General features: G+C 69.4%; 20 protein-coding genes. 11 read left to right on the top strand and 9 right to left on the bottom strand.

Annotated features, from left to right (window positions below):
- Positions 1-3: 3 nt before the first annotated feature.
- A complete protein-coding gene (locus GT755_RS25950; protein ID WP_161482248.1) occupies positions 4-537 on the bottom strand; it encodes a DUF6232 family protein in 534 nt (177 codons plus the stop codon).
- A gap of 66 nt (positions 538-603) precedes the next feature.
- Between GT755_RS25950 and GT755_RS25945 the strand changes: the two genes are divergently transcribed.
- From GT755_RS25945 to GT755_RS41290, 3 genes are all read left to right on the top strand, one after another.
- Positions 604-1,077: an MSMEG_6728 family protein gene (locus tag GT755_RS25945; protein ID WP_285585823.1), complete on the top strand. Its 474-nt coding sequence runs from the start codon at positions 604-606 to the stop codon at positions 1,075-1,077.
- A 9-nt stretch (positions 1,078-1,086) separates the two neighbouring features.
- A complete protein-coding gene (locus GT755_RS25940; protein WP_062338503.1) occupies positions 1,087-1,407 on the top strand; it encodes a nucleotide pyrophosphohydrolase in 321 nt (106 codons plus the stop codon).
- Between the two features lie 84 nt (positions 1,408-1,491).
- Positions 1,492-3,294 (top strand): DNA/RNA helicase domain-containing protein, encoded by a 1,803-nt coding sequence (locus tag GT755_RS41290; RefSeq protein WP_202610544.1) that lies wholly within the window; start codon positions 1,492-1,494, stop codon positions 3,292-3,294.
- On the opposite strand, the gene GT755_RS25930 is transcribed toward GT755_RS41290, so the two are convergent.
- Both GT755_RS25930 and GT755_RS25925 read right to left on the bottom strand, forming a co-directional pair.
- A complete protein-coding gene (locus GT755_RS25930; RefSeq protein WP_202610543.1) occupies positions 3,263-5,116 on the bottom strand; it encodes a DNA/RNA helicase domain-containing protein in 1,854 nt (617 codons plus the stop codon). The two genes, GT755_RS41290 and GT755_RS25930, sit on opposite strands and share 32 nt — an antisense overlap.
- Before the next feature lie 195 nt (positions 5,117-5,311).
- Positions 5,312-6,403, bottom strand: coding sequence for a carboxylate-amine ligase (locus GT755_RS25925; RefSeq protein WP_161482247.1), 1,092 nt, complete (start codon positions 6,401-6,403; stop codon positions 5,312-5,314).
- Between the two features lie 64 nt (positions 6,404-6,467).
- On the opposite strand from GT755_RS25925, the gene GT755_RS25920 reads away from it, so the two are divergent.
- Positions 6,468-6,800: a metalloregulator ArsR/SmtB family transcription factor gene (locus GT755_RS25920; RefSeq protein ID WP_161482246.1), complete on the top strand. Its 333-nt coding sequence runs from the start codon at positions 6,468-6,470 to the stop codon at positions 6,798-6,800.
- Positions 6,797-7,264, top strand: coding sequence for an SRPBCC family protein (locus GT755_RS25915; RefSeq protein ID WP_328794501.1), 468 nt, complete (start codon positions 6,797-6,799; stop codon positions 7,262-7,264). Before GT755_RS25920 ends, GT755_RS25915 begins: the two co-directional genes overlap by 4 nt.
- A 37-nt stretch (positions 7,265-7,301) precedes the next feature.
- On the opposite strand, the gene GT755_RS25910 is transcribed toward GT755_RS25915, so the two are convergent.
- The 5 genes from GT755_RS25910 to GT755_RS41285 all read right to left on the bottom strand — a co-directional run bounded on the left by GT755_RS25910 (position 7,302) and on the right by GT755_RS41285 (position 14,438).
- Positions 7,302-7,595 carry a PASTA domain-containing protein gene (locus GT755_RS25910; protein WP_161482244.1) on the bottom strand — a complete coding sequence of 98 codons (294 nt, stop codon included), beginning with the start codon at positions 7,593-7,595 and terminating at the stop codon, positions 7,302-7,304.
- 31 nt (positions 7,596-7,626) lie between these two features.
- Entirely contained in the window at positions 7,627-8,619 is a 993-nt protein-coding gene (locus tag GT755_RS25905; RefSeq protein ID WP_161482243.1) for a right-handed parallel beta-helix repeat-containing protein, read from the bottom strand.
- 52 nt (positions 8,620-8,671) lie between these two features.
- Entirely contained in the window at positions 8,672-9,451 is a 780-nt protein-coding gene (locus GT755_RS25900; RefSeq protein ID WP_161482242.1) for a maleylpyruvate isomerase family mycothiol-dependent enzyme, read from the bottom strand.
- Positions 9,452-9,528: 77 nt separating this feature from the next.
- Positions 9,529-11,016 (bottom strand): gamma-glutamyltransferase family protein, encoded by a 1,488-nt coding sequence (locus GT755_RS25895; protein ID WP_235967372.1) that lies wholly within the window; start codon positions 11,014-11,016, stop codon positions 9,529-9,531.
- A gap of 107 nt (positions 11,017-11,123) precedes the next feature.
- Complete coding sequence (locus GT755_RS41285) at positions 11,124-14,438, bottom strand: S8 family serine peptidase (RefSeq protein ID WP_328794500.1); 3,315 nt, start codon at positions 14,436-14,438, stop codon at positions 11,124-11,126.
- A 330-nt stretch (positions 14,439-14,768) separates the two neighbouring features.
- On the opposite strand from GT755_RS41285, the gene GT755_RS25885 reads away from it, so the two are divergent.
- Entirely contained in the window at positions 14,769-15,581 is an 813-nt protein-coding gene (locus GT755_RS25885) for an MBL fold metallo-hydrolase (RefSeq protein ID WP_328794499.1), read from the top strand.
- A gap of 7 nt (positions 15,582-15,588) precedes the next feature.
- On the opposite strand, the gene GT755_RS25880 is transcribed toward GT755_RS25885, so the two are convergent.
- The gene (locus tag GT755_RS25880) at positions 15,589-16,632 is read right to left on the bottom strand and encodes a LacI family DNA-binding transcriptional regulator (RefSeq protein WP_161482240.1); all 1,044 of its coding nucleotides are present in this window, start codon (positions 16,630-16,632) and stop codon (positions 15,589-15,591) included.
- Positions 16,633-17,105: 473 nt separating this feature from the next.
- Between GT755_RS25880 and GT755_RS25875 the strand changes: the two genes are divergently transcribed.
- From GT755_RS25875 to GT755_RS25855, 5 genes are all read left to right on the top strand, one after another.
- On the top strand, positions 17,106-17,372 hold the full coding sequence (locus tag GT755_RS25875) for a hypothetical protein (RefSeq protein WP_161482239.1): 267 nt from the start codon (positions 17,106-17,108) through the stop codon (positions 17,370-17,372).
- Between the two features lie 165 nt (positions 17,373-17,537).
- On the top strand, positions 17,538-20,234 hold the full coding sequence (locus GT755_RS25870) for a beta-L-arabinofuranosidase domain-containing protein (protein ID WP_161482238.1): 2,697 nt from the start codon (positions 17,538-17,540) through the stop codon (positions 20,232-20,234).
- A complete protein-coding gene (locus GT755_RS25865) occupies positions 20,231-22,282 on the top strand; it encodes a family 43 glycosylhydrolase (protein ID WP_202610542.1) in 2,052 nt (683 codons plus the stop codon). Before GT755_RS25870 ends, GT755_RS25865 begins: the two co-directional genes overlap by 4 nt.
- A gap of 86 nt (positions 22,283-22,368) precedes the next feature.
- Entirely contained in the window at positions 22,369-23,829 is a 1,461-nt protein-coding gene (locus GT755_RS25860; RefSeq protein ID WP_161482237.1) for an endo-1,4-beta-xylanase, read from the top strand.
- A gap of 14 nt (positions 23,830-23,843) precedes the next feature.
- Positions 23,844-25,267: non-reducing end alpha-L-arabinofuranosidase family hydrolase (locus GT755_RS25855; protein WP_161482236.1), on the top strand; the 1,424-nt coding region annotated here is incomplete at its 3' end.

Here is a 25,267-nt window from a genome sequence, read left to right as displayed (position 1 = left end):
CTCCTAGTTGTTGACGGTCGCACGGCCACTGCCGCTGACGTTGAAGGTGTCCCGCCCGAAGGTGTTGCCGACGTACACGGGACTGTTGAACGTGTACGACCTCTCCGTGGGCGGCGGGTCCTCGATCGCGGCCACGACGAGACCCTCGATGCGGCGGATCTCCTCCAGGTCGGTGCCCCACAGGGCGGTGTACTGCGTCCCGGCGGTCTCGATCGTCAGCGCGTACCTGTTCCGCCGGAAGATCAGCCGGTAGAGGAACTGAATCGCCAGCAGCCCGCCACAGACCCCGGCGACGGCGAGCGCGACGGGCAGGTACTCCCGCGCCTCGGGGAACACCTCCTCGGCCACGAACGCCGCCGCGGCCGCCAGCGCCGCCACGACCACGAGCTGACCGAGGGGATGGAAGGTGGAGAGCCGCCCCTTGTAGACGATCCGCAGCGTCTGCACACGGGAGATGTTCGCCAGCGGATACACCTCGTGCCCGATCCGCACGATCCGCTTGCTGATCCGAATCTCGCCGACCTTCTTCTTGGCCATGCCCGCCATGGTCGGCGCCGTCTCCCTCGGCGCGCTTGAGTAACCCCCTACTCATCTCGTTCTAGCGTGAACCCGGTGCAGACCTTCCTGCCCTACGCCGACTTCACCGCGACCGCCGAGGTCCTGGACGACCGCCGCCTGGGCAAACAGCGGGTCGAGGCCATCCAGGTGCTGCGCGCGACGTCCATCGACGACTACGGCTGGCGGCACCACCCGGCGGCCAGGATGTGGCGGGGCTACGAGGAGGCGCTGGTCCGGTACGGCCTGGAGATCTGCGACCGATGGTGCTCGACCGGCCGGGCCGACACCTGCGCCGCCACCCTGCGGCAGGACCTCGTCCGCTTCACCGGCGTCGAGACCATCCGCTCCCAGGCCGCCCTGGCCGAAGCCGGCGAGCTGCCCCCATGGCTCGGCGACCCGGGTTTCCACCTGAGCCACCGGTCGGCTCTGCTGCGCAAGGACCCGCTCTTCTACCGCCCGCTGTTCGGCGACGAACCCGACGATCTCCCCTATGTCTGGCCCGATTCCGACCGGCCCTAGCCTGGTGGCGTGACGGAGATCGAACAGGTGGCAGCCCGCCTGCGGGCCTTCGCGGCGGCCCGCGACTGGGAGTCCTTCCACACGCCGAAGAACCTCGCGATGGCGCTGGCGGGCGAGGCGGGCGAACTGCTCGCCGAGTTCCAGTGGCTCACGCCGGAGGAGTCGGCGTCGCTGGGCGAGGAGGAACTGGGCCGGGTGAAGTCGGAGATGGCCGACGTGGCGACCTACCTGATCCGGCTGGCCGACGTCCTCGGCGTCGACCTGATCGACGCGATCCACGCCAAAATCGACGAGGTCGACAAACGCTACCCTCCGCTAACCTCAAGATGACCATGTGATGCGGCCCGACGGGCTTCCGGCGACCGGATACGCCCCCACCCGCACGAGTGACTTCGTGCTGCCTGGGGGACGCCCGTGTCGGCGATTCGGCTGTCAGTCGAGAACCTGCTTTCCCCTGCTGAGACGGCGTTCGCCGAAGCGCTGGCCGACCATGTGAGGGCCACCACCGGCCGGGGGCCGTCGAAGTCCGAGGTGCTATCGTGGCGCAACAGCCTGCCCGTGCTGGCGGAGGATCTCCTCCAGGCCGGGCTGGGCGAGGTCACCCTGCTCGCCGAGTACAAACTGCCGCTCACCAGCCGCCGCGTCGATGTCGTGCTGGCGGGGGTGCATCCGGAGACCCGCGCCGACTCGTATGTCGTGGTCGAGTTGAAGCAGTGGACCCAGGCCGAACTGTCCGAGCTCGGCGGCCATCTCGTGCTGACCGGTGGCCGGGAGGTCCTCCACCCGGCCGAGCAGGCACGCCGCTACGGCGAGTATCTCGTCGACTTCCTCGACGTGCTCAGCCCCGAGTCGGTCGCCACGACCGCCTACCTGCACGACGCCATGGATCTCGACGTCGCCGATCTCGGTGACGTCTTCACCATGAGCCGGCGCGGGAAGTTCCGGTCCTTCCTGCGGTCGAGGCTCGCTCCGGAGCCCGGCGACGCGGCCGCCGAGCGGCTGTTGAGCAGCCCGGTCGCGCCGAGCCGCCAGCTCATGGCACACGCCGCCAAGGAGATCCGGGAGCGCGAGCAGTTCACCCTCCTCGACGAGCAGCAGGTCGCGTTCGAACTGGTGATGCGGGCCGTCGACACCGAGGAGAAGCGGGTCGTCATCGTCACCGGCGGTCCGGGCAGCGGGAAGAGCGTCATCGCCCTGTCGCTGCTGGGCGAGCTGTTCCGGCAGGGCCGCACCGCCCTGCACGCGACCGGCTCACAGTCGTTCACCGAGACCATGCGGCGCTACCCGGGCAAGGGCAGCAGCCGGATCAAGAATCTGTTCGTCTACTTCAACAGCCTCACCGACGCCAAGCCCGACGCGCTCGATGTGCTTGTCTGCGACGAGGCCCACCGCATCAGGGAGACCTCGTCGTACCGCTACACCCCGGCCGCCAAGAGGACCGGCCGCCCGCAGCTCGACGAGCTGCTGAGCGCCGCCCGGGTACCCGTCTTCCTGCTGGACGAGCGCCAGGTCGTACGGCCGGGCGAACTCGGCACCGTCCAGGCGATCGAGGCCTTCGCCCGATCCAAGGGGTATGCCGTCAGCCACGTCAGCCTCGACGAGCAGTTCCGCTGCGGCGGCAGCAGAGTCTACGAACGCTGGGTGCTCGACCTCATGGGCCTGTCGGGCCGAAACCCGTCGCCGTGGACGGGCGACCCCGACTTCGAGGTGCGTCTCGCGGGCAGCCCCGGGGACCTCGAGTCGATCCTGCGCGGGAAACCCGGCACCGCCCGGATGACCGCCGGATACTGCTGGCCGTGGAGCAACCCGAACTCCGACCTGACCCTGGTCGACGACGTGGTGATCGGCGACTGGGCCCGGCCCTGGAACGTCAAGAAGGACCGGGCCGTCGGCGACGCCCCGCCCAGCATGTTGTGGGCCACCGAGCCCGCCGGGTTCGGCCAGGTCGGCTGCGTCTACACGGCCCAGGGCTTCGAGTACGACTGGGCCGGGGTCATCCTCGGGCCCGACCTGACCGTCCGCGACGGCGCGCTGGCGACCGTGCGGAACGCCAACCGCGACCCCGCCTTCAAGAGCGCCAAGAGCGTCCCGGACGCCGAGTTCGACCAGCTCGTCCGGAACGTCTACAAGGTGCTGCTGACCAGAGGGATGCGCGGAACCGTCCTGTACGCGGTGGACCCCGCCGTCAGGGAGTTACTGGCGGAACTAGTGCCCTGAGGTGCTCCCTCGTCTGGTCGTCGCAGGCGTAGATGACGACCCCCTTGAGGCCGCGCGTCAACAACACTTTGTAGGTGTTGCGGACCAGCCGGTCGAACTGCTCGTCGGTGACCGAACGCTTGACCAGGTCGCCGTCCCTGTTCGCCTCGCGGACCGTGCGGAGCCCACCGCCGCGGGCGATCAGATCCGGGCCGACGATGACCCCGGCCCAGTCGAACTCCAGTCCTTGAGCGGTGTAGATACAGCCGATCTGGTCGAACCCGCCCGGAAGGGTGGCCCAGAACTGGCTGGTGGGCGCCTTGCCGACGCGGACACCGTCACCGTTGGCGTTCCAGGGCCGGGCCCAGTCGCCGATCACGACGTCGTCGACCAGGGTCTTGTCGTCGTTCGGGTCGCTCCACGGCCAGCAGTAGCCGGCGGTCATCCGTGCGGTGTCGCCCTCGACCATGCGGGCGCGCAGGAACTCCTCCATCTGGGCGGGCGAGTCGGCGAGCCGCACCTCGAAGTGCTCGTCGCCCGGCCAGGGCCAGGCCTGGGAGTCGCCGTCCCACTGGCTGTCGGCGGCGCCGAGGTTGAGCAGGCCGCGGACCCAGGCGTCGTAGACGGCGCTGCCACCGCTGCGCCACTGCCCGTCGAGGTCGACCCGGTGATACCTGATGTTCAGTGCCTGGGCCTGCGCCTCGATCGCCGCCACGGTCCCGACCTCGCCGGGCTTGACGACCTGGTGTTCGTCGAGGAGGAAGACCGGCACCCGGGCCGCCTCCATCAGGCTCTCGATCTGCGGGCGATCGCTGCGCCGGGCCGCGTTGAAGCGGTCCTGCGACTTCGCCCGCACCCGGTGGGCCTCGTCCACGATGATCATGTCGAGCCGGTTCCTGGGCGCGTTGGCGTAGTCGTTGTAGTACTGGAAGAGCCCGGCGACGTCCTTGTCGCGGCCGCCGATCGCGCGGCGGAAGGTCCTGGTGAGCGTGCGAGAACCGGTGACATACGCGACTCGGTCGCGGGCCTCGGCGAACTCGCGGAGCAACGAGAGCGCGATCGCGGTCTTCCCGCTGCCGGGGCCGCCGGTGATGATGACGACCCGTTTGGTGTTGGCCTCGAAGGCGGTCCGGATGTCGTGGCGCACCAGTTGGAGGGCCTCCTGCTGCTCGTCGAGCAGCACGAACTGGTCGCGTCCGCGCAGCACGTCGGCGGCCCGGTCGAGCAGTTCGCCGGTCGGCACCATCGCCCCGTTCTCCAGGATGTCACCGGCGGACTGACCGGGCTCGTCGGAGAACCGCCGTCGCAGGTACTGGACGAAGGCGCCGCGTTCGCTTCGGCAGAAGAGCGGCACCTCCTCGGTCACCGATCTCTGGTAGAGGTCGCGGATGTCGTCCCGCCGCGCGTTCTGCAGGTAGACGACGGCGCTCACCGCCTCGGGGCGGCCGTCGAGCGCCGAGCAGGTCGATCGCAGCTGGTCGCGGTAGCCCTTCGCCTGTACGGCCGGATGACTCTGGTGCGGGCGCATCCCCGGCACGTCGACGAGTGTGTCGTTGCCCTCGAAAAGGGTGGCCTCGCTCCACTGCTTGAGTTCCACGACCACATAGGTCACCCGGCCGGCGGAATCGTATCCGGCCAGGACGACGTCGGCCGAGCTGCGTTTGTTGCCCGGCATCGGGAATTCGAGGAAGACCTCCAGCCTGCCCCGGTCCGCGTCCATCAGCGACCGCGAGAGATCGGTCAGGCTGTTGACCCAGGCGCGTTTCTCGGATTCCCGGGCGACGCGGCCGGTCGTCTCCTTCACCTTCACCGCGAGAGCCGCGACGAAAGTCCGCTCGACCACGGACCGCTGCTGAAGCATCAGGTCATAGAGACTCTTGGCAGACAACCGCTCGGCGGGAGCCGGAACGCTCGCCACGATTTCCCCCAGGCAGCACGAAATGACTTCGTGCGGTATGGGGGCGTGTCCTCAGAAGAGAAAGCCCGTCGGGCCGCAGCTTCGACCGGATGACGATATCTCAGGAATATGCGTCCGACATTATGAATACGTCGTCTGCCGGGCCAGCATCTCGACGACCGCCTTCGGTCCCCGCCGTCCCGCCCGCCGCTGCCGGTCGGCTCCCGTGCCCTCCCGCCGGATCCACCCCAGCAGCCGCCGCGCCTCGCCGATCTCCCCCGACTCCTCCAGCGCGTCCCGTACGTGGACCAGCAGCCGGTCGACCAGTTCCGTCGCCGGGACCTCGCGCCCCTCGGCCGGGCAGATACCGGCGCCGGCCAGCCCGTTGCGGGCGGCGTTGAACAGGGCCGCCGTGCAGACGGGCTCGGGCAGGTCGGGGCCCTCCCGGCCGGCCGCCAGGTCGGTCAGCGCGGTCGTCACCAGGGCTCGGGTCAGTAGCGCCTGCACAACGGCGTCGTCCACGGCACCGGCCGCGTCGGCGGCGCGGATTTCGATGGTCGGGGTGCGGACGCCCAGGCGGGCCACCCAGAACGTCATGGCCGGGTCGACCAGGACGCCGCACTCGACGAACTGGGCGACGGTCTCGTCGTAGTGGGCGAGGTCGGTGAAGCGGGGCGGCAGGCCGGCGCCGGGGAATCTCAGCTGTTCGGCGATCCGCCAGCTCGCGAAGCCGGAGTCGCGGCCCTTGTCGTACGGGGAGTTGGCCCCCAGAGCCACGAGCGTGGGCAACCACGGACGGACGTGGTTGAGCACCGCCACCCCGGTCTCCCGGTCGGGCACGCCCACGTGGACGTGGCATCCGCAGCACTGGTAGTCGCTGATCGTCGCCCGGTGGACCTCGACGATGTCGGCGTAACGGTCGCCCTCGGAGACGGGCGGCGTGGAGCCGGGGAGCACGGGGGTGCCGACCGAGACCAGGCGCAGGCCGTGGGCGTGGGCGGCCTCGGCCAGGCGGGTGCGGGCGCCCGACAACTGGGCGCGCAGGGCGGGGAGGTCGGCGCAGACGCCGGTGGCCGCCTCGACCTGGGTCTGGAACAACTCCGCGCTGAAGGTCCCGCCGGGGCCGGGATGGGGGCCCGCGTCGGCCAGCACCTTCTCGACCTCGGGGGCGGGTTCTCCCGTCACCCCGTCGACCAGCAGGAACTCTTCTTCGACCCCGAATGTCCGGCCCATGGCGGTCCCCTACCCCCTCTGCGAGGGTTATGTAACGCGTAACCTATGGGTTACGCTTTCTCGTATGGACCAGGCCGCGGAGGCGATCGCCGACCCGATCAGACGGGCGATTCTGCGCATGGTGCGTGACGAGCGGCTCACCGCCGGTGAGATCGCGGCCCGGTTCCCCGTCAGCCGGCCCGCCGTCAGCCGGCACCTGCGGGTGCTCCGGGAGAGCGGGCTGGTCGACGACGATCTGTCCGGCCGGCACCGCTACTACTCGCTCAACCCCGAGGGCCTCACCGAACTGCACCGATGGTTGACCGACCTCATGACACCCGCGGGCTGGGAGCAGCGCCTCGACGCGCTGGAGACCGAGGTCTACCGGGCCCGCCGCGACAACAGGGAGACCGCGTGAACCCGACCGGCCGCCTTCTCGGCGCCGACCTTCAGCTGATCCGCACCTTCAAGGCCCCGGCCGCCGACGTGTGGGCGAGCATCACCGAATCGGAGCGCACCGCCCGCTGGTTCGGCCCCTGGCGGGGCGACGCCGACCCGATGATCCAGATCCAGCTCACCTCCGAGGAGGGGGCGCCCTGGGTCGACGTGCGGGTCGAGGCCTGTGAGCCGCCCCGGCGGCTGGCCCTCTCGTCGCTCGACGAACACGGCGCCTGGCACGTGGAGCTGACCGTCACCGAGACCGACGGGGTGAGCGAGTTGCTGTTCGTGCACCAGAGGATCGACCCGGCGAGCGCCGGGGAGGTGGGGCCGGGCTGGGAGTACTACCTCGACTGCCTGGTGGCGGCCCGCGAAGGGGCGCCCGCACCGGATTTCGCCGACTACTACCCGGCGATGAAGCCCTATTACGACGGTCTGGGCTGAAACAGACGGGGAGCCGAGGCTCCCCGTCTTGGTCGTCTCAGTGGTCCGGTAGTTCCTCTGCCAGTCCGCCGGCCGGCGGTTTCGGGGTGCGCGGTTCACGGACTCCCGCCGAGCCGCCACCGCCGTCTCTCATCCACACCTTGACGGTGTCCCAGCGCGACACCCGGGCGCCGGGGAGTGGTTCCTGTCTGGTCACGATGCCGTGCATGACCGATTCGGGGCCGTCGGGGGACGGGCCGATCAGGAGAACGCCCGCGTCGTGACCCACCAGCCATGCGTTGAGTGCCTGCATGCCCCGGAAGTCCGGGACTTCCACTTCGATCAGGTTCATGCAACCTCCCGAACCCGATCGTAAGTGTCCATTACGAACATGCACCCTTTTTGAGTAGTGGCCCGCCGGTCACCTTGTTGTCACACGCGATGGTGTTTCCGCCGACGGTGTCGTTGATTCCGACACCCTTCGCGCCGGAGAGGTTGATGACGTTCCGCCGGAAGACGTTTCCGGTTCCCCAGCCGTCGACGATCTCGTGGGTCTGGAATCCGTCGAGCGGCGTCCGGCGGCCCCGGTTGTTCTCGATGACGTAGCCGTTGCCCTTGACGTCGACCCAGGAATCGTTGGTGCCGTCGTTCACCAGCGCGGAACCGTCGAAGACGTTGCCGACGATCCAGCCGCCGCTGGTGCCCTCTTTGACGTCGATCGCCTCGGCGGTCGATTTGATCTCGTTGCCGCGCACCCAGTTGCCGTCGCTGCGGTCCATCCGGCCGCCGGTGTATTTCTTCCAGTTCGACTCGGCGGTGCCGATGTAGACGCCCTCGCCGAATTTCGGCTTACGCAGACCGGTGTTGTAAATGCGGTTGTACTGGACGATGTTCTTAGTGCTGAAATCGCGCAGGTGAATGGCCTCGTCGCCGATGGAGTGCACGGTCAGCGACTGGATGACCGAACCGCGGGTGCGGTCGGCCATCACGCCTTTCTGGCTGTTCCTGACGGTGAAACCGATCAGGCGCCAGTAGTTCCCCTTGTTGATGTGGAAACCGTAGCCGCCCTTCGGGCCGCCGCCTTCGATGACCGATCCGGCGGTGCCGCAGACGAAAATGGGGCGGCTCTGCGTGCCCGATTTCTGGGCGACGAAATTGCCCCGGTAGAGGCCGGGCCGCAATTTGATCACCTCACCCGGGCGGGCCTTGGCGAGCGCGGTCTTGAGCTGGCTCGCGGTGCCCACGGTCTTCGTCGCGGGCGGGCATTTCACCATCCCCGGGCCGGTCGGCGCAGCCTGAGCGGGCCCGGCGACTAAAACACCACTGGCGGCCACGAACAACGCGCCCACCGCATATCTGATCTCCACCTTGACCATCCTGTCAGTGGAGTCACAGGTGTCACAAGTTTCGCCGGGCCCGCTCTAATGATCAAAAGCCGGGGAAAACCTGACGGAGTTCCGCCAAAGTGATCGAACCGGTGAGTTCGACCACGGGCGGGGTGTGCTCGGGCGCGTGCCGCCCGGTCACCAGCCGCAACCACCATTCGGCCGGCGCGGTCAGCACCGCGTCGGGCTCGGCCGGGACGTCCACGATCTCGGCCTGCTCCCCGATCACCAGTCCGAACGACCGCTCGGGCGCGGTCACGTGGACGGCCAGCGTGGCCGCGCGGCCCAGCCGGTCGGGCTTGGCGGTCCAGCCCAGCATGCCGCCGATCCGGTCGAGCAAAATGTCGGTGGCGTCCGGGCGCAACCCGGCGGCCTGGTCGAAGGTGACCTGGACGTCCCAGGCGTGCAGGGCGAGCTCGCTCAGCCGGAACTTGGCGAAGGTCTCGACGTCGAGCGGGTCGATCGGGAACCACAGGGCGATGCGCAGGCTCTCGCGGGTCGCCGGGTCGAGGCCCTCCAGGCGGGCGATGTGGTTCTCGTTGGCGTCGAGGAAGGCGTTCGCGCGCTCCGCGGGCGACATCGCGTCCCAGCGGGCCCAGATGGCGCGGATCGTGTCGTTCTCCGGGGCGCCGGTGCCGTCCAGGGCGCCTTCGAGGGCGGCGAGGTTGATCTCGGCGCCGCTGCCGAGGTGGCTGAGCACCTGGGAGACGTCCCAGTCGGAGGCACCCGACTGGCGGACGAGGTCCTCCGGCGCGAAGGCGCGGACCTGCGCGGCGAGCTCGTCGAAGGTGGAACGCAGGGTCTTGGTCGCCTGGTCGGTCATGAGTGGGGTTCTCCGTGTACGCGGGGTAAGTGGCGTCGACAACGCGAACGCCACGAACCTCACGGATCATCCCTGTTTCACCGCCCGAGGGCCGCGCCGATCTTCGCCCGGGGGTCGGCCGCCCCCGCCAGCACGCCGGAGGGCAGCACGTCGATCAGGTGGGCGTGCCCGAACCCGTCGCCGTAGTTCTCCCGCACGGTCCGGTGCCCCCGCTCGCCCAGGCCCGCCTCCCAGGGGGCGCCGTCCTCGACCTCGACGACGTGCTCGGTGCTCCGCCAGGTCTCGAAGCCGGTCTCCGAGCCGAGCACCCAGCGCGGGGCGCCGATGATCTCGCCGGGGGTCTGGTCGTGGACGAGCAGGCGCGTCACCAGTTGCAGGAGGATCTGCGGCTGGGCGTCGCCGCCCATGGTGCCGATGACGGTGCGCAGCGAGCCGTCCGGGCGGGTGATCAGGGCGGGGGCGAGGGTGTGCGGCGGGCGGCGTCCGGGGCCGTATTCGGCCGGGTGGCCTTCGGTCAGGGAGAAGCCGATGCCGCGGTTGTGCAGGTTGATCCCGGTCGACGGTTCGAACAGGAGGCTGCCGAACCCGGCCGCGTTCGACTGGATCAGCGAGACGCCCATGCCGTCCGCGTCGACGGCGCAGAGGTAGGTGGTGTCGCCCTTCTTCGCCGGAGCGGTCAGGCCGGGGGTGCCGACCAGGGCCCGGCGGGCCTCGGCGGTGTCGAGGGGGGCGGTGGCGTTCTCGTACAGGACGTCGAGCCGGTCGTGCCCCGCGGCCACGGCCACGTCGATCAGCAGAGCGGCCCAGGCCGGGTCGGCGGGGTCGGCCGGGACGTCGAGGCCCTCCAGGATCTTGAGGGCGAGCGGCAGCAGGTACCCCTGGGAGTTGGGCGGAATGGTGTGGACGCCGTGGCCGAAGACGCTCGCCGACAGCGGCGTCACCCATTCGGCCTGGTCCCGCGCGAGGTCGTCGGGGGTGTATTCGCCGCCACCCAGCTTCAGCAGGCCCTGGCCGAACTCGCCCTGGTAGAAGCCCGCCCGGCCCGTCGCGGCGACGGCCTCCAGCACCCGGGCCGCGCCCGGCCTCCTGATCGGGTCGCCGACGTTCCGCACGTAGGCGTAGTCGCCCTGCATCGTGCCGATGAACGAGGCGCCGGGGGCCAGCAGCGGCGAGGCCGGGAAGCCGTCGGCCGCCAGGCGGATCGCCGGGGCCAGCACCTCGGCGAGTGGCAACCGGCCGAATCTGCCGTGCAGGGCGAGCCAGCCGTCGACGCATCCGGGCACGGGGACCGATCTGATGTCGTACAGGTGCGGCATCCGGTCATGCCCCTCCGCCCGCAACCGGGCGGGGTCCGCGCCGCTGCCGGCGCGTCCCGAGGCGTTCAGGGCGTGCACCCCCGATCCGTCGTGGACGAGGGCGAACAGGTCACCCCCCAGGCCGCACATGTGCGGCGCGGTGACCGCCAGCACCGCGTTCGCCGCCACCGCCGCGTCGGCGGCGCTCCCGCCCTTCTCCAGTACGACCAGACCCGCGGCCGACGCGAGGTGGTCAATGGTGCAAACCATGCCGTTTGGTGCATACCGGGTGGAAGTCATAGCAGGACTCTACGATGCGCCCCTGCAAGGGAAACGGGCCCGGCGGAGAACCGCCGGGCCCGCCCACCGCTCCGGTGCTACTGGACGGTGATCTTGTCGACTTCCACGGTGACGCCCTTGACCTGGTCGGTGACGACCGAGGTCGTCACCGAGCCGACGCCGGTGATGGCGCCCTTGACCTTCATCGTGTAGGTGAGGGTCTCGCCCGGGGCGCCGGGCGTGCTGGTGATGGTGTAGTCGGACGTCACTCCGGTGCCCGCCGGGATCTGGCTGCCGGCGGTGCCGTCGGAGTTCTCCGCGCCCACGGTCAGGCCGTAGGCGTCACCCGGGTAGGGCAGCGGGCCCGGGTAGGCGAAGCTGATGTCCTCGACGCCGTTGACGCCGATCCACGCCTGGAAGGTGCGGAGCGTGTTGGTGCCGTAGAGGCGCAGGCGCCACTCGACCACGATCCAGTCGGACACGCCGTCGGTCAGCGTGGTCGCGTAGACACCGGGGGCGCCGGTGCCGTCGAGGTCGGTCCAGAACGGCGCGAGCACGCCGTTCGGGCGGGTGTCGTCGGGCAGCGTCTGCGGGCTGAACTGGATGTCCGCCGAGCCGTTGGTGCCGCCGGCCACGAGGTAGCCGTTGGACGTGATGCCGATCCGGGTGAACGTCTGACCGGCGAACCGGTAGGCCGGGACGTTGTAGTTCACGGCCTGCTCGTCGCCGACCGGCGTCGGGGCGGTGCCGAAGGCGTCGAGCGGGAGGTAGCCGAACAGACCGCCCGGGGTGATCACCGGCGCGTCGGGCTGGCGGCCGTCGAGCGTGGTGGTGACCGTGGCCTCCTGGCTGTTCACCTGGGTCGCGCCGGTCACGCTGTTCAGCCGCAGGCGGCCGTCGAGCACGCTGGTGGCGGTGACCTCGGTGTCGTTCAGGGTGCCGTTCGAGACGGTGACGGTGCAGGTCGACTCGGCGTTCTTGGCGATGGTCGAGGGGGCGCAGGTCTGGTCGACCGGGATCGCGCCCTCCTGGCGGTAGAAGGCCACCGGGATGCGGTGGTCCTTGTTGCCGTCCTCCTGGCGGAGGTCGATCTCACCGAAGTACTGGCCGTCCGGGACGTCGGGGGCGCTGATCGTGATGGTCAGCTCCTTGGTGCCGCCCGCGGGGACGGTGAAACGCTCCGGCGTGACGGTGATGTGCGTGCCGGCGGTGGTGGTCTTGCCGCGCGAGGTGTACTCGACCTCTTCGCCCGTGACGTTCTTGACGGTGCGCGTGGTGGTGATCTGGCCCGGCATCGTGGGCGCGTTCACCGACGGGATGTTCAGGTCGATGCGGTTCAGCGGGTCGTCGGCGGAGATCGCGAAGTCGGCCGCGCTCTCGTCGATGGTCAGCACCGAGTTGTACGCCTGGCTCAGGTCGATGCGACCGCCGCCCATGTCGAACGGGTCGGCCGGGGTGACCCGGTCCTGCTTGGTGACGTTGGTGCGGGCGGTGGTCTCCAGGGCCGACTTGACCTGGCCGGGGGTCCAGCCGGGGTTGGCCGCGAACACCAGCGCCGCCGCGCCCGCGACGTGCGGGGACGACATCGAGGTGCCGGCGATCACCTGGTAGAGGTTCCCGGGCGGGCCCTCCAGCGGGGACTCGGGGGTCGGGGTGTGACCGGCGAGGATGTGCAGACCGGGCGCGGTGACGTCGGGCTTGAGGAAGTCGCCGCCGGGGCCGCGCGAGGAGAACGTGGTGATGACGTCGCGCTGCCAGTTGGTCTTGGTGCCCTGCGTGAAGGTCGCCGTCGCCCCCGGAGTGGCGGCGAGGTGGGCGAGCAGGACGTCGGTCGCCGGCTTGTCGATGTGGACGGTCGGCAGCCAGTGGTTGTCGGTCATGATGTCGAGCGGCGTGCTGTTGTAAAGGATCATGCCGACCGCGCCGCCCTGCTTCACGTTGAAGCCCTTGAGCACCCGGTTCGGGCCGCGCTCACACGCCACGATCTTCCCGCTGAACAGGCCGGGAGGCGCGGGGGTGAGGCAGAGCGCGTCGCTGTACGGCGGCGCCGAGGCCAGCACCACGGGGGTCGCCGAGGGGACGCCGGCGGTGATCGAGGCGCCCTTGATGGTCGGGCCGCCACCGCTGAAGGTGATGGTGGACTCGAAGGTGCGCTTCTGGGTGTTGGCCGCGACGGTGGTCACCCACGGCGAGCGGTGGTCGGTCGTGGCCGCGCCGGGACCGGCGTTGCCGGCCGAGGCGGCGACGAACACGCCCGCGGCGTAGGCGTCGAGGAACGCGAGCTCGACCGGGTCGGTGTACGGGTTCGCGCCACCGGAGATCGAGAAGTTGATCACGTCGACGCCGTCGAGGATGGCCTGGCCGACGGCCGCGGCCGAGTCGGTCTGGTAGCAGCCCTCGGCGCCGCAGACCTTGTAGACGGAGACGTGCGCGGCCGGGGCGATGCCGTGGGTCGCGCCGCGGGAGATGCCGAGCGGGTTGGCGTCCGCGACCGGGCCGCCGGCGGCGGTGGTGGCGGTGTGGGTGCCGTGGCCGTTGGAGTCACGCGCCGAGTCGGGGTAGACGTCGCCGCCGACCACGAGGTTGTACGTGTCCAGGAACGGCTGGCCGCCGATCAGCTTGTTGTTGCAGACGAAGACGTCGGCCGCCGGGGTCAGCGGGTTGTCGCCGAAGTCACAGGTCCGCGGGGTGCCGTCGGCCTTGGCCGGGGGCGTCGGGAGGCCGGGCGTGTCGGCCATCATGGGGTGCTCCGGCCAGAGGCCTGAGTCGAGGATGCCGACGATGACGCCCTTGCCCGAATTCGGCGCACCGCCGAGGCTGTTGTAGACCGGCGTGGCGTCGATGGCCTCGCTCTCGTCGGTCGACAGCGGCTGCTCCAGGCCGTCCCGCTGCACGGCCGCCACACCGGGCAGCTTCAGCAGGTCCTTGGCCTCGTTCTCCGGGACGGTCAGCGCGACGCCGCCGTAGACGGTGCGGAGCTTCTGGCCGACCTTGGCTCCCGCGACCTCGCCCGGCAGCGCGGCCAGGAACTTGTTCTCGATGCCCTCGATGTGCTTCACGTACTTCTCGGCCGCGGCGCTCTCGGGGTCGAGCCCCTTGCCGGTGGCGCTGGGGCTGGTCGCGGCGTATCCGCTGACCCCGCCCTTGTAGGCGGCGAGCGAGTCGTAGTCGAGCTTGACGACGACGTTCACCGGTTTCGTCGAGGTCGCCTTGAGCAGCGCTTCGTCGCTCTTGGCGAGCTGGCCGGTCAGCGACTTGGCCCCGGTGACCACCTCGGGGTCGGTCAGCGGGACGGCGGTGAACGAGGGCGTGGGAGTCGGGGTGGGTTCGGCGATCGCCGAACCCGCCGGGACCAACGCAGCCACCAGGCCGACTGCGGCGGCCGTGGCGACGGTCAGTCTTAACCTTGACACGAAACCTCCATGGGTGCTGGGGGACTCGTCACCGCACAAGGAGGAATCGCGCCACCCCCCGGGCAGCGTCCGAAAATGGACGCGCAAAAGGGCTGCAACCCTCCCCGGTTGGTTGACGATAACCGGACCGTTCGGCTTAGAACGTTCCGATCTGTCAGGGAGTTTAGTTAGCTCTTATTTGTCCCGCTAGATGAGATATTGCCAAGTGGGCTGTCCAGATTGGGACGCCGCGCGCTTTAGCTGATAAATGGCCTTCCACCTGCGGTTCGGTGGTCGACCAGGGCGGTGTGTCGGCCGCTGGGGGGACGCGCCGACCGGCAGCATTGGACCGTGAGCGAGCGAGGTAATGAGCAGAACCTGCCGAGGCAAGAGTGCGCGGCGACGGTTCTGGGCGGTCCCACGACCGTCATCGACATGGGTGGCCTGCGGATAGTCGTGGATCCCACTTTCGACGCTCCCGGACCGCACGGCTACCTGACCAAAACCCTTCCCCCTGTGGTCGATGAGACGGGACTGGGTTTCGTCGACATGGTGCTGGTCAGCCATGACGCGCATCCTGACAACCTTGACGACCGGGGCCGCGCCTTCGCCTCCGAGGCGGTCCTCACGCTGACGACGCCGGGCGCCGCCGCCCGGCTGGGCGCGACCGGCCTCGCGCCCTGGACGACCTTCACCGTGCCGCGTCCCGACGGCGGCGGCGACCTGTTCGTGCTGGCGGTGCCGGCCGTCCACGGCCCGGAGGACGGCGAACGCGACGCCGACGGCTTCGTCAACTGCGAGGTGACCGGCTTCGTGTTGTCGGGCCGGGGCCTGCCGACGGTCTACGTGAGCGGCGACAACGCCTCGATGCGCACCGTGGGCGAGATCGCCCGCCGCGTGCCGGAGATCGACGCCGCGGTGCTGAACGCGGGGGCGGCGCGGGTGACGGGCAAGTTCCGGGAACGCCCGGTGTCGATGGACGCCCGGCGGGTCGCCGCGACCGCCGCCGTGCTGGACGTCGACGTGGTGATCCCCGCCCACTACGACGGGTGGACGCACTTCACCGAGGGCCGGGCCGAGGTGGAGACCGCCTTCGACGAGGCCGGCCTGTCGGCCGTGCTCCGCGTGGCCGGCCACGGCGCCTGGTCGTCGTTGCGGAAGTGACGTGTGCTCAGCCCCGGCGCGGGGCGGTGCTCCCCCGGACCACCAGTTCGGTGCCGAGTTCCACCCGCCGCTGGAGGAGGGGCTCCCCCTCGGCGAGGTGGATCAGCATGAGCGCCGCCGTCGCCGCCATCTCGGTCAACGGCTGGCGCACGGTCGTGAGCGGCGGGATGGCCCACCTCCACGGAGGCATGTCGTCGAAACCGACCACGCTGAGGTCGTCGGGGATGCGCAGGCCCAGCCGGTGGGCGGCGTGGTAGACGCCGATCGCCTGCCCGTCGTTGGCGGTGAAGATCGCGGTGGGCGGCTGCGGCAGCTCCATCAGCCGCTCGGTGTGCACGACGCCGTCCTCGACCTGGAAGTCGCCATGGCAGATCAGGTCGGGATCGACGGGCACTCCGGCGGCGTCGAGGGCGGCGCGGTAGCCGTCGAGGCGGGCCCGGCTGGAGAGGGCGAAGCCGGGGCCGGTGATCATGGCGATCCGCCGGTGCCCCAGTTCGAGGAGGTGGCGGGTGGCCTCAAGCCCGCCGCTCCAGTTGGTGGCGCCCACCGACGGCACCCCCCGGCCGGGGTCTCCGGCCGGGTCGAGCACGACCAGCGGGACCTCACGGGTCGCGAGCAGCACACGCTGTTCCTCGGTCGGCCCGGAGAAGACCGTGATGACTCCGGCGGGACGGCGGCTGAGCACGTCCTGGATCCACTGCTGACCGGGGACGTGCCGGCCGCCGAGCTCGGAGACCACCACGCTCAGGCCGTGTTGCCCGGCCACCGACTTCACGCCCTTGACGATCTCTATCGGATAGTCGCCCGCCAGTTCGTGGAAGACGAGCTCGATCAGGCCGGCGGGCTTCACCCGGCGGCGCTGCCGCCGGAACCCGTGTTCCCTGATGAGGCCCTCGACCAACGCCCGGGTGTCGGAGCCGACCTCGGACCGTCCGTTGACGACTTTGGAGACGGTGGCGACCGAGACGCCGGCCATCTCGGCGAGTTGTGAGAGAGTCAGGGCTTCGGAGGACGCCGGACCGGCGTGGGGGGCATCGTCGGTCGAGGTCATAGCGGAATTCTATGGGTGTTTTCGGACGTCACGCGGCGTCGTTTGCGCTGCTGGCGCCAACCGTTCCCATCGCGGCGCGGCCCGGCGGCCGAAACTTTTCGCAATTTGTCTGAAACTTTTTAGCGACCTGCCCGGACCCTCCCTGACATCCGTCCGAACCCTCGCGGAAATCTACGGTTGCCAACTGGTAACTTCTATGAAATTTTCACATGCACGGACCGAAAGGTGCGGCCCCCCTCGGGGCGAATGAGCAGGCCGGGCGCTGTCTTGCCGGTAATGCCCAGCTCAGCGAGGGTGGCGGCACTGTTGACGCCGAATCGGCAGTTGGGTGTACTCAGGCGACCCGCGAACCCCCGCAGGAGCAGACCATGGATCTCTGAGATCACGAATGTTAGCGATAACAGATTTTCAGTGATCATCTGCGTCGTCCCGACCGCCCTACCTGCTGACTCCTCACCCCCCAAGGAACCGGCATGCTCCCCACCGCGATCCTGACCATCGCGCCCTCTTCCCGACGAACCCCCGTCCTCGCCGTCGTCCACGCCCGCAAGGCCGGCGTCCCGGCGACCACCCCGCCGAACGGCGGTTATGTCCGCGCCACCCCCGCCACAGACAGGCGGGGCGACTCGGCGGACGCACACCAGGCCGCCGCCGAGGCCGGCCCCGAGACGGTCCCCGAGCGCGACGCGGCCGCGCCGGCCACGTTCGCACCCCACCGGTGCAGGCGCTTCCCCGTCTGAGCACCGCACGAACGGCAATATTCCGCCGGGCGCTTTCCGGCGCTGAATGTTATCGCTAACAGAATTCACCGGCCGTCACCCGGCCTGACCAGGTGAAAGCCGATGACCGGTTGTGAGGACCACCAACCCGCCGGTCGTCTCACCCCATACCCGAGGAGCTCCCCCATGTCCTTGAGCCGTCGCCAGCTCTTCCAGGCCGCGGGCGCGACCGTCGCGTTCTCGGCCGCCGGCCAGGTGATCGGTGCCTCCGCCGCCCAGGCCGCACTTCCCTGGGCGCGCGCCGACATCGGCGTGTCCGCCTACGAATTCGACCTCGGCCAGGTGCGGCTCACCTCCGGCCGCTGGCTCGACAACCAGAACCGTACCCTCGCCTACCTGCGGTTCGTCGACGTCGACCGGTTGCTGTACGTCTTCCGCGCCAACCACGGCCGATCCACGAACGGGGCCGCGTCCAACGGCGGGTGGGACGCCCCGAACTTCCCCTTCCGCTCCCACATGCAGGGCCACTTCCTGACCGCCTGGGCGCAGGCCTACGCCGTGCTCGGCGACACGACCTGCCGGGACAAGGCCAACTACATGGTCGCCGAGCTGGCCAAGTGCCAGGCGTCCAACGGCTACCTGTCGGGCTTCCCCGAGTCGGACATCACCGCGGTGGAGAACCGCACGCTGTCGAACGGCAACGTGCCCTACTACTGCATCCACAAGACGCTCGCCGGGCTGCTGGACGTGTGGCGGCTGATCGGCAACACCGAGGCCAGGACGGTGCTGCTGAACCTGGCCGGCTGGGTCGACACCCGGACCGCGCGGTTGTCGTCGAGCCAGATGCAGTCGATGCTCGGCACCGAGTTCGGCGGCATGAACGCCGTGCTGACCGACATCTACCAGATGACCGGCGACTCCCGCTGGCTGGCCACCGCCCAGCGGTTCGACCACGCCGCCGTCTTCAACCCGCTGGCCAACAACCAGGACCAGCTCAACGGCCTGCACGCCAACACGCAGGTGCCCAAGTGGATCGGCGCGGCCCGCGAGTACAAGGCCACCGGCACGACGCGTTACCGCGACATCGCGTCCAACGCCTGGACCATGACCGTCAACGCGCACAGCTACGTCAACGGCTCCAACAGCCAGGCCGAGCACTTCCGCGCCCCCAACGCCATCGCCGGCTACCTGAGCCGCGACACCGGGGAGGCGTGCAACACCTACAACATGCTCAAGCTCACCCGGGAGCTCTGGCAGCTCAACCCGTCGCGGGCCGACTACTTCGACTTCTACGAGAACGCGCTGATCAATCACCTGATCGGGCAGCAGAACCCGGCCGACGCACGCGGCCACGTCACCTACTTCACCCCGCTCAACCCCGGCGGGCGGCGCGGCGTCGGCCCGGCCTGGGGCGGCGGCACCTGGAGCACCGACTACAACTCCATGTGGTGCTGCCAGGGCACCGGCATCGAGACCAACACCAAGCTGATGGACTCGATCTACTTCCACAACGGCACCACGCTGTTCGTGAACCTGTTCCAGCCCTCGACGCTCAACTGGTCGCAGCGCGGCATCACGGTCACCCAGACCACCTCCTACCCGGTCACCGACACCACGTCGTTGCAGGTCACCGGCAACGTGAGCGGCTCGTGGACGATGCAGATCCGCATCCCGGGCTGGACCCTGGGCGCGACGATCAGCGTCAACGGGGTGCAGCAGAACATCACCACCACCCCGGGCACCTACGCGGCCCTGACCCGCACCTGGACCTCGGGCGACACCGTGACCGTGCAGCTCCCGATGCGCGTGGTCATGAAGGCCGCCAACGACAACCCGAACCTCCAGGCGATCGTGTACGGCCCGGTCGTGTTGTCGGGCAACTACGGCAACACCTCCCTGTCGGCGGCCCCGGCCCTGACCCCCTCGACGATCACCCGCACGAGCACGTCGTCGCTGGCGTTCACCGCCAACGGCTCGATCAACCTCGGCCCGTTCTACGACGCGCACAACCACAACTACGTCGTCTACTTCGCCACCAGCGGCGGGGGTGGCGGCGGCTCGGCCAGCTTCCGCCTGATCAACGCGGCCAGCGGCCTGGCGCTCGGCATCCAGAACATGTCCACCGCCGACGGCGGCCTCGCGTTGCAGTGGACCGACAACGGCACCGCCGACCACGACTGGGTGCCCATCGTCGACGGCAACGCCCTGCGCTTCCGCAACGTCAACAGCAACAAGGTGCTGGGCGTCGAGAACATGTCGACGGCCGACAACGCCCGCGTGCTCCAGTGGGCCGACAACGGCACCGCCGACCACCGCTGGACGATCACCGACAACGGCGACGGCGCGGTCAAGATCCGCAACGTGAACAGCTCCAAGCTGCTCGGCACCCAGAACGGCTCCACGGCCAACGGCGCGCAGGCCGTCCAGGACTCCGACAACGGCAGCGGCGACAACCTGTGGCGGTTCGTGCCGAACGGCGCGCGGCGCATCCAGAACGTCGGCACCGGCATGGTCCTGGGCGTCACGAACATGTCCACCGCCGACGGCGCGCTCGTCGTGCAGTGGGGCGACACCGGCACCGCCGACCACCTGTGGACGGCGATCGTCGACACCGGCGGCTACCTGCGCCTGCGCAACTCCAACAGCCAGAAGGTGCTCGGCGTGGAGAACGCCGCCACCGCCGCCGGCTCCCGCGTCGTGCAGTGGGCCGACAACGGCACCAGCGACCACCGCTGGCGCCTGCGGTACGGGTCCAACGCCGCCTTCCGCATCCAGTGCGCCAACGGCGGCCGGGTCCTCGGCCTCAGCGGGACGGCGCAGGGCGCACAAGTCGTGCTCTCGGACGACAACGGCTCGGCCAACAACCTCTGGAGGTTCCTGTGAGACGCCTGCTGGCGATCCTCTCCTCGTTACTGCTGGTGGGTGCGTTCATCACCACCCAGCAGGCGTCGGCCGCGACGGTCGACACCAACGCGTGGTACGTGCTGATCAACCGCAACAGCGGCAAGGCCCTCGACGTCTACAACCTGGCGACCAACGACGGGGCCCGCATCACCCAGTGGACCCGCAACAACGGCAACCAGCAGCAGTGGCAGTTCGTCGACTCCGGCGGCGGCTACTACCGCGTGAAGTCGCGCCTCAGCGGCAAGGTGCTCGACGTCTCCGGCGTCTCCACCGCCAACGGCGCGGCCGTCGTCCAGTGGACCGACCTCAACGGCACCAACCAGCAGTGGCGGCTCGCCGACTCCCCCGACGGCTACGTCCGGCTGATCGCGCGGCACAGCAACAAGGCCCTGGAAGTGCAGAGCGCCTCCACGGCCGACGGCGGCAACATCGTCCAGTACGACGACTGGGGCGGCGCCAACCAGCAGTGGCAGTTCGTGCCGGTCGGCGGTGCCACCCCGACCCCCACGCCCACTCCCACGCCCAACCCCGGCGGCAACTACACCAACCCGGTGGTCTGGCAGGACTTCGCCGACGGCGACATCATCCGGGTCGGCGACGCCTACTACTACTCCGCCTCGACCATGCACTACTCGCCGGGCGCGCCGATCCTGCGCTCCTACAACCTGGTCGACTGGGAGTACGCGGGCCACTCGGTCCCGCGCCTCGACTTCGACTCGAACGCCTACGACCTCAACGGCGGGCGCGCGTACGTGAAGGGCATCTGGGCCTCGACGCTGAACTACCGGCCCAGTAACAGCACCTATTACTGGTACGGCTGCACCGAGTTCAACCGCACCTACGTCTACACCGCCTCGGCCGTCGACGGCACGTGGACCAAGCGGGCCCGGATGAACCAGTGCTACTACGACGCCGGCCTGCTGATCGACACCAACGACACGATGTACGTCGCCTACGGCAACGGGACGATCAGCGTCGCCCAGCTCTCGGCCGACGGCCTCAGCCAGGTGCGCGCCCAGCAGGTCTTCCAGACCCCGAGCAGCGTGGGCACCCTGGAGGGCGCGCGCTTCTACAAGCGCGGCAACTACTACTACATCTGGCTCACCCGCCCCGCCAACGGCCAGTACGTGCTGCGCTCCACCTCGCCGTGGGGCCCGTACACGATGCAGCAGGTCCTGCTCAACATGCCCAGCCCGATCTCCGGCGGCGGCACGCCGCACCAGGGCGGGCTGGTCCAGACCCAGAGCGGCGCCTGGTACTACATGTCCTTCGTCGACGCCTACCCGGGCGGCCGGGTGCCGGCGCTCGCGCCGATCAACTGGGTGAACGACTGGCCGGTGATCCAGACGGTGAACGGCGGCTGGGGCGTGAACTACCCCAAGCCGAACATCCAGACCAACCGCACGGTCGCCTCGATGATCGGCCCGGACACCTTCTCCGGGAGCAGCCTCGGCCACCGGTGGGAGTGGAACCACAACCCCGACACGAGCCGCTTCTCCACCGGCAACGGCCTGCGCCTGCAGACCGCGACCGTGACCAACGACCTCTACAACGCCCGCAACACGCTGACCCACCGCATCCAGGGACCGACGTCCACGGCGACGATCGAGCTCGACTACTCGCAGATGGCCAACGGCGACCGGGCCGGCCTGGCGATGCTGCGTGACCAGTCGGCCTGGATCGGGGTCAGACGCGACAACGGCGCCTACCGGGTCTCGATGACCAACGGGCTGACGATGAACAGCAGCTGGGCGACCACCGGCACCGGCAGCGAACAGGCGGGCGCGAACATCTCGGGCGGCAAGATCTGGTTGCGGGTGAACGCCGACATCCGGCCGGGTTCCGGACGCACCGCCCGCTTCTCCTACAGCACCGACGGGACGAACTTCACCACGCTCGGCCCGGCCTTCACGTTGAACAACGCCTGGCAGTTCTTCATGGGCTACCGGTTCGGCATCTTCAACTACGCCACCAGCGCGCTCGGCGGAGCGGTGACCGTGAACCGCTTCGACCTCACCACTCCCTAGCCGTTCTCAGCCGCCCGGTCCGTTCGTGGCAGGACGACGGACCGGGCGACCGGGCGACCACCTACCCAAGAAAGGCGACCCCGTTCATGAAACGAATCTTGTCCTTGGTCACCGCGGCGCTGCTCGGCGCCGGCCTGTCGGTGACGCTCACCGGGCCGGCCGACGCCGCCTCGACACTGGGCGCCTCGGCGGCCGAACGCGGCGGGCGCTACTTCGGCGCGGCCATCGCCGCGGGCCGGATGGGCGACTCGACGTACATGAACATCCTGAACCGGGAGTTCAACCAGGTCACCGCCGAGAACGAGATGAAGTGGGACGCGACCGAGCCGTCGCGCAACAGCTTCAACTTCAGCAATGGCGACCGGATCGCCAACCACGCGATCTCGCGCGGCATGAAGATCCGCGGCCACGCCCTGCTCTGGCACCAGCAGGAGCCGACCTGGGCGCGCGGGATGGAGGGCTCCGACCTGCGCAGCGCGATGATCAACCACGTCACGCGGGTCGCCACCTACTACCGGGGCAAGATCCACTCCTGGGACGTCGTCAACGAGGCCTTCGCCGACGGCGGCAGCGGCGGACGCCGCGACTCCAACCTCCAGCGCACCGGCAACGACTGGATCGAGGCGGCCTTCCGGGCCGCGCGGGCGGCCGACCCCGGGGCCAAGCTCTGCTACAACGACTACAACACCGACGGGATCAACGCCAAGAGCACCGGCATCTACAACATGGTGCGCGACTTCAAGCAGCGCGGCGTCCCGATCGACTGCGTCGGCTTCCAGTCCCACCTGGGCACCTCGATCTCCGGTGACTACCAGGCCAACCTCCAGCGCTTCGCCGACCTCGGCGTCGACGTCCAGATCACCGAACTGGACGTCGCGCAGGGCTCCAACCAGGCCAACATCTTCGCGACGGTGACCCGTGCCTGCCTGAACGTGGCGCGGTGCAACGGCATCACGGTGTGGGGCATCCGCGACAGCGACTCCTGGCGAACCGGCGAGAACCCGCTGCTGTTCGACTCCTCGGGCAACAAGAAGGCCGCGTACAACTCGGTCCTGAGTGCGCTCAACAACGGCAGCACCCCGTCCCCGACGCCCACCCCGACGCCGGGCGGGCCGATCAACACCAACGCGTGGTACGTGCTGCTCAACCGCACCAGCGGCAAGGCGCTCGACGTCTACGGCCTGTCCACGGCCGACGGCGCCCGCATCACCCAGTGGACCCGCAACAACGGCACCAACCAGCAGTGGCAGTTCGTGGACTCCGGAAGCGGCTGGTACCGGCTCAAGTCCCGCCTGAGCAACAAGGTGCTGGACGTCTCCGGCTTCTCCACCGCCAACGGCGGGGCGATCGTCCAGTGGACCGACCTCAACGGCACGAACCAGCAGTGGCGTGTGGCCGACAGCGGCGGATACGTCCGCCTCGTCAGCCGGCACAGCAACAAGGTCCTGGAGGTTCAGGGAGCCTCCACGGCCGACGGCGCCAACATCGTCCAGTACGACGACTGGAACGGCGCCAACCAGCAGTGGCAACTCGTCCAAGTCGGATGAAATCGGAGTAAAGAGTGAAGTTCAAACCCATTGCCGTCATCGCCGCTCTGGTGGCGGCGCTGTTCGTGGCCTTACCGTCGGCCAACGCGGCCACCGTCGACACCAACGCCTGGTACGTCCTGGTCAACCGCAACAGCGGCAAGGCCCTCGACGTCTACAACCTGGCGACCAACGACGGCGCCCGCATCACCCAGTGGACCCGCAACGACCAGAACCAGCAGCAGTGGCAGTTCGTCGACTCCGGCGGCGGCTACTACCGGATCAAGTCCCGCCACAGCGGCAAGGTGCTCGACGTCTCCGGCGTCTCCACCGCCAACGGCGCGGCGATCATCCAGTGGAGCGACGGCAACGGCACCAACCAGCAGTGGCGCCTGGCCGACAGCGCGGGCGGCTACGTGCGCTTCATCGCGCGCCACAGCAACAAGGCGCTTGAGGTGCAGGGCGCGTCCACGGCCGACAACGCCAACATCGTCCAGTACGACGACTGGGGCGGCAACAACCAGCAGTGGCAGCTCGTCCAGGTCGGCGGCGGCAACCCCAGCCCGTCGCCCTCGCCGTCGCCCTCGCCCACCGGCGGCTGCAACCTGCCCACGACCTACCGGTGGACGTCCACCGGCGCGCTGGCGCAGCCGCGTTCGGGCTGGGTGTCGCTGAAGGACTTCACCGTCGCGCCCTACAACGGGCAGCAGCTCGTGTACGCCACCACGCACGACTTCGGGTCGAGCTGGGGTTCGATGAACTTCGGGCTGTTCACCAACTACTCGCAGATGGCCTCGGCGAGCCAGAACGCGATGACCTCGGGCACGGTCGCGCCGTCGTTGTTCTACTTCGCGCCCAAGAGCATCTGGGTGCTGGCCTACCAGTGGGGTGGCCCGGCGTTCTCCTACCGGACCTCCTCCAACCCGACCAACGCCAACGGCTGGTCCTCGCCGCAGACGCTGTTCTCGGGCAGCATCTCCAACTCGCAGACCGGTCCGATCGACCAGGCGCTCATCGGCGACGACCAGAACATGTACCTGTTCTTCGCCGGTGACAACGGCCGCATCTACCGGGCCAGCATGCCGATCGGCAACTTCCCGGGCAGCTTCGGCACCAGCTACCAGACCATCATGACCGACACCACGAACAACCTGTTCGAGGCGGTCCAGGTCTACAAGCTGGCCGGCCAGCAGCGTTACCTGATGATCGTCGAGGCGATCGGCTCGCAGGGCCGCTACTTCCGCTCCTTCACCGCCACCAGCCTGGGCGGCACGTGGACCCCGAACGCCACCACCGAGTCCAACCCGTTCGCGGGCAAGGCCAACAGTGGCGCGACCTGGACCAACGACATCAGCCACGGTGAGCTCCTGCGCACCAGCGCCGACCAGACCATGACGGTCGACCCGTGCAACCTGCAGCTGCTCTACCAGGGCCGCAGCCCCAGCTCCAACGGCGTCGA

Origin of the sequence: Herbidospora solisilvae (genome assembly GCF_009901565.1) — a bacterium.
In the GTDB taxonomy this organism is placed as follows: Bacteria; Actinomycetota; Actinomycetes; order Streptosporangiales; family Streptosporangiaceae; genus Herbidospora; species Herbidospora solisilvae.
This window is presented reverse-complemented; position numbering and strand designations above follow the sequence as displayed.

What these genes read in the sequence shown, in the direction of transcription:
- GT755_RS25950 (WP_161482248.1), bottom strand. Translation starts at nt 537, where the DNA reads ATGGCCAAGAAGAAGGTCGGCGAGATTCGGATCAGCAAGCGGATCGTG.
- GT755_RS25925 (WP_161482247.1), bottom strand. Translation starts at nt 6,403, where the DNA reads ATGGGCCGGACATTCGGGGTCGAAGAAGAGTTCCTGCTGGTCGACGGG.
- GT755_RS25920 (WP_161482246.1), top strand. Translation starts at nt 6,468, where the DNA reads ATGGACCAGGCCGCGGAGGCGATCGCCGACCCGATCAGACGGGCGATT.
- GT755_RS25910 (WP_161482244.1), bottom strand. Translation starts at nt 7,595, where the DNA reads ATGAACCTGATCGAAGTGGAAGTCCCGGACTTCCGGGGCATGCAGGCA.
- GT755_RS25905 (WP_161482243.1), bottom strand. Translation starts at nt 8,619, where the DNA reads ATGGTCAAGGTGGAGATCAGATATGCGGTGGGCGCGTTGTTCGTGGCC.
- GT755_RS25900 (WP_161482242.1), bottom strand. Translation starts at nt 9,451, where the DNA reads ATGACCGACCAGGCGACCAAGACCCTGCGTTCCACCTTCGACGAGCTC.
- GT755_RS25895 (WP_235967372.1), bottom strand. Translation starts at nt 11,016, where the DNA reads ATGGTTTGCACCATTGACCACCTCGCGTCGGCCGCGGGTCTGGTCGTA.
- GT755_RS25880 (WP_161482240.1), bottom strand. Translation starts at nt 16,632, where the DNA reads ATGACCTCGACCGACGATGCCCCCCACGCCGGTCCGGCGTCCTCCGAA.
- GT755_RS25875 (WP_161482239.1), top strand. Translation starts at nt 17,106, where the DNA reads ATGCTCCCCACCGCGATCCTGACCATCGCGCCCTCTTCCCGACGAACC.
- GT755_RS25870 (WP_161482238.1), top strand. Translation starts at nt 17,538, where the DNA reads ATGTCCTTGAGCCGTCGCCAGCTCTTCCAGGCCGCGGGCGCGACCGTC.
- GT755_RS25860 (WP_161482237.1), top strand. Translation starts at nt 22,369, where the DNA reads ATGAAACGAATCTTGTCCTTGGTCACCGCGGCGCTGCTCGGCGCCGGC.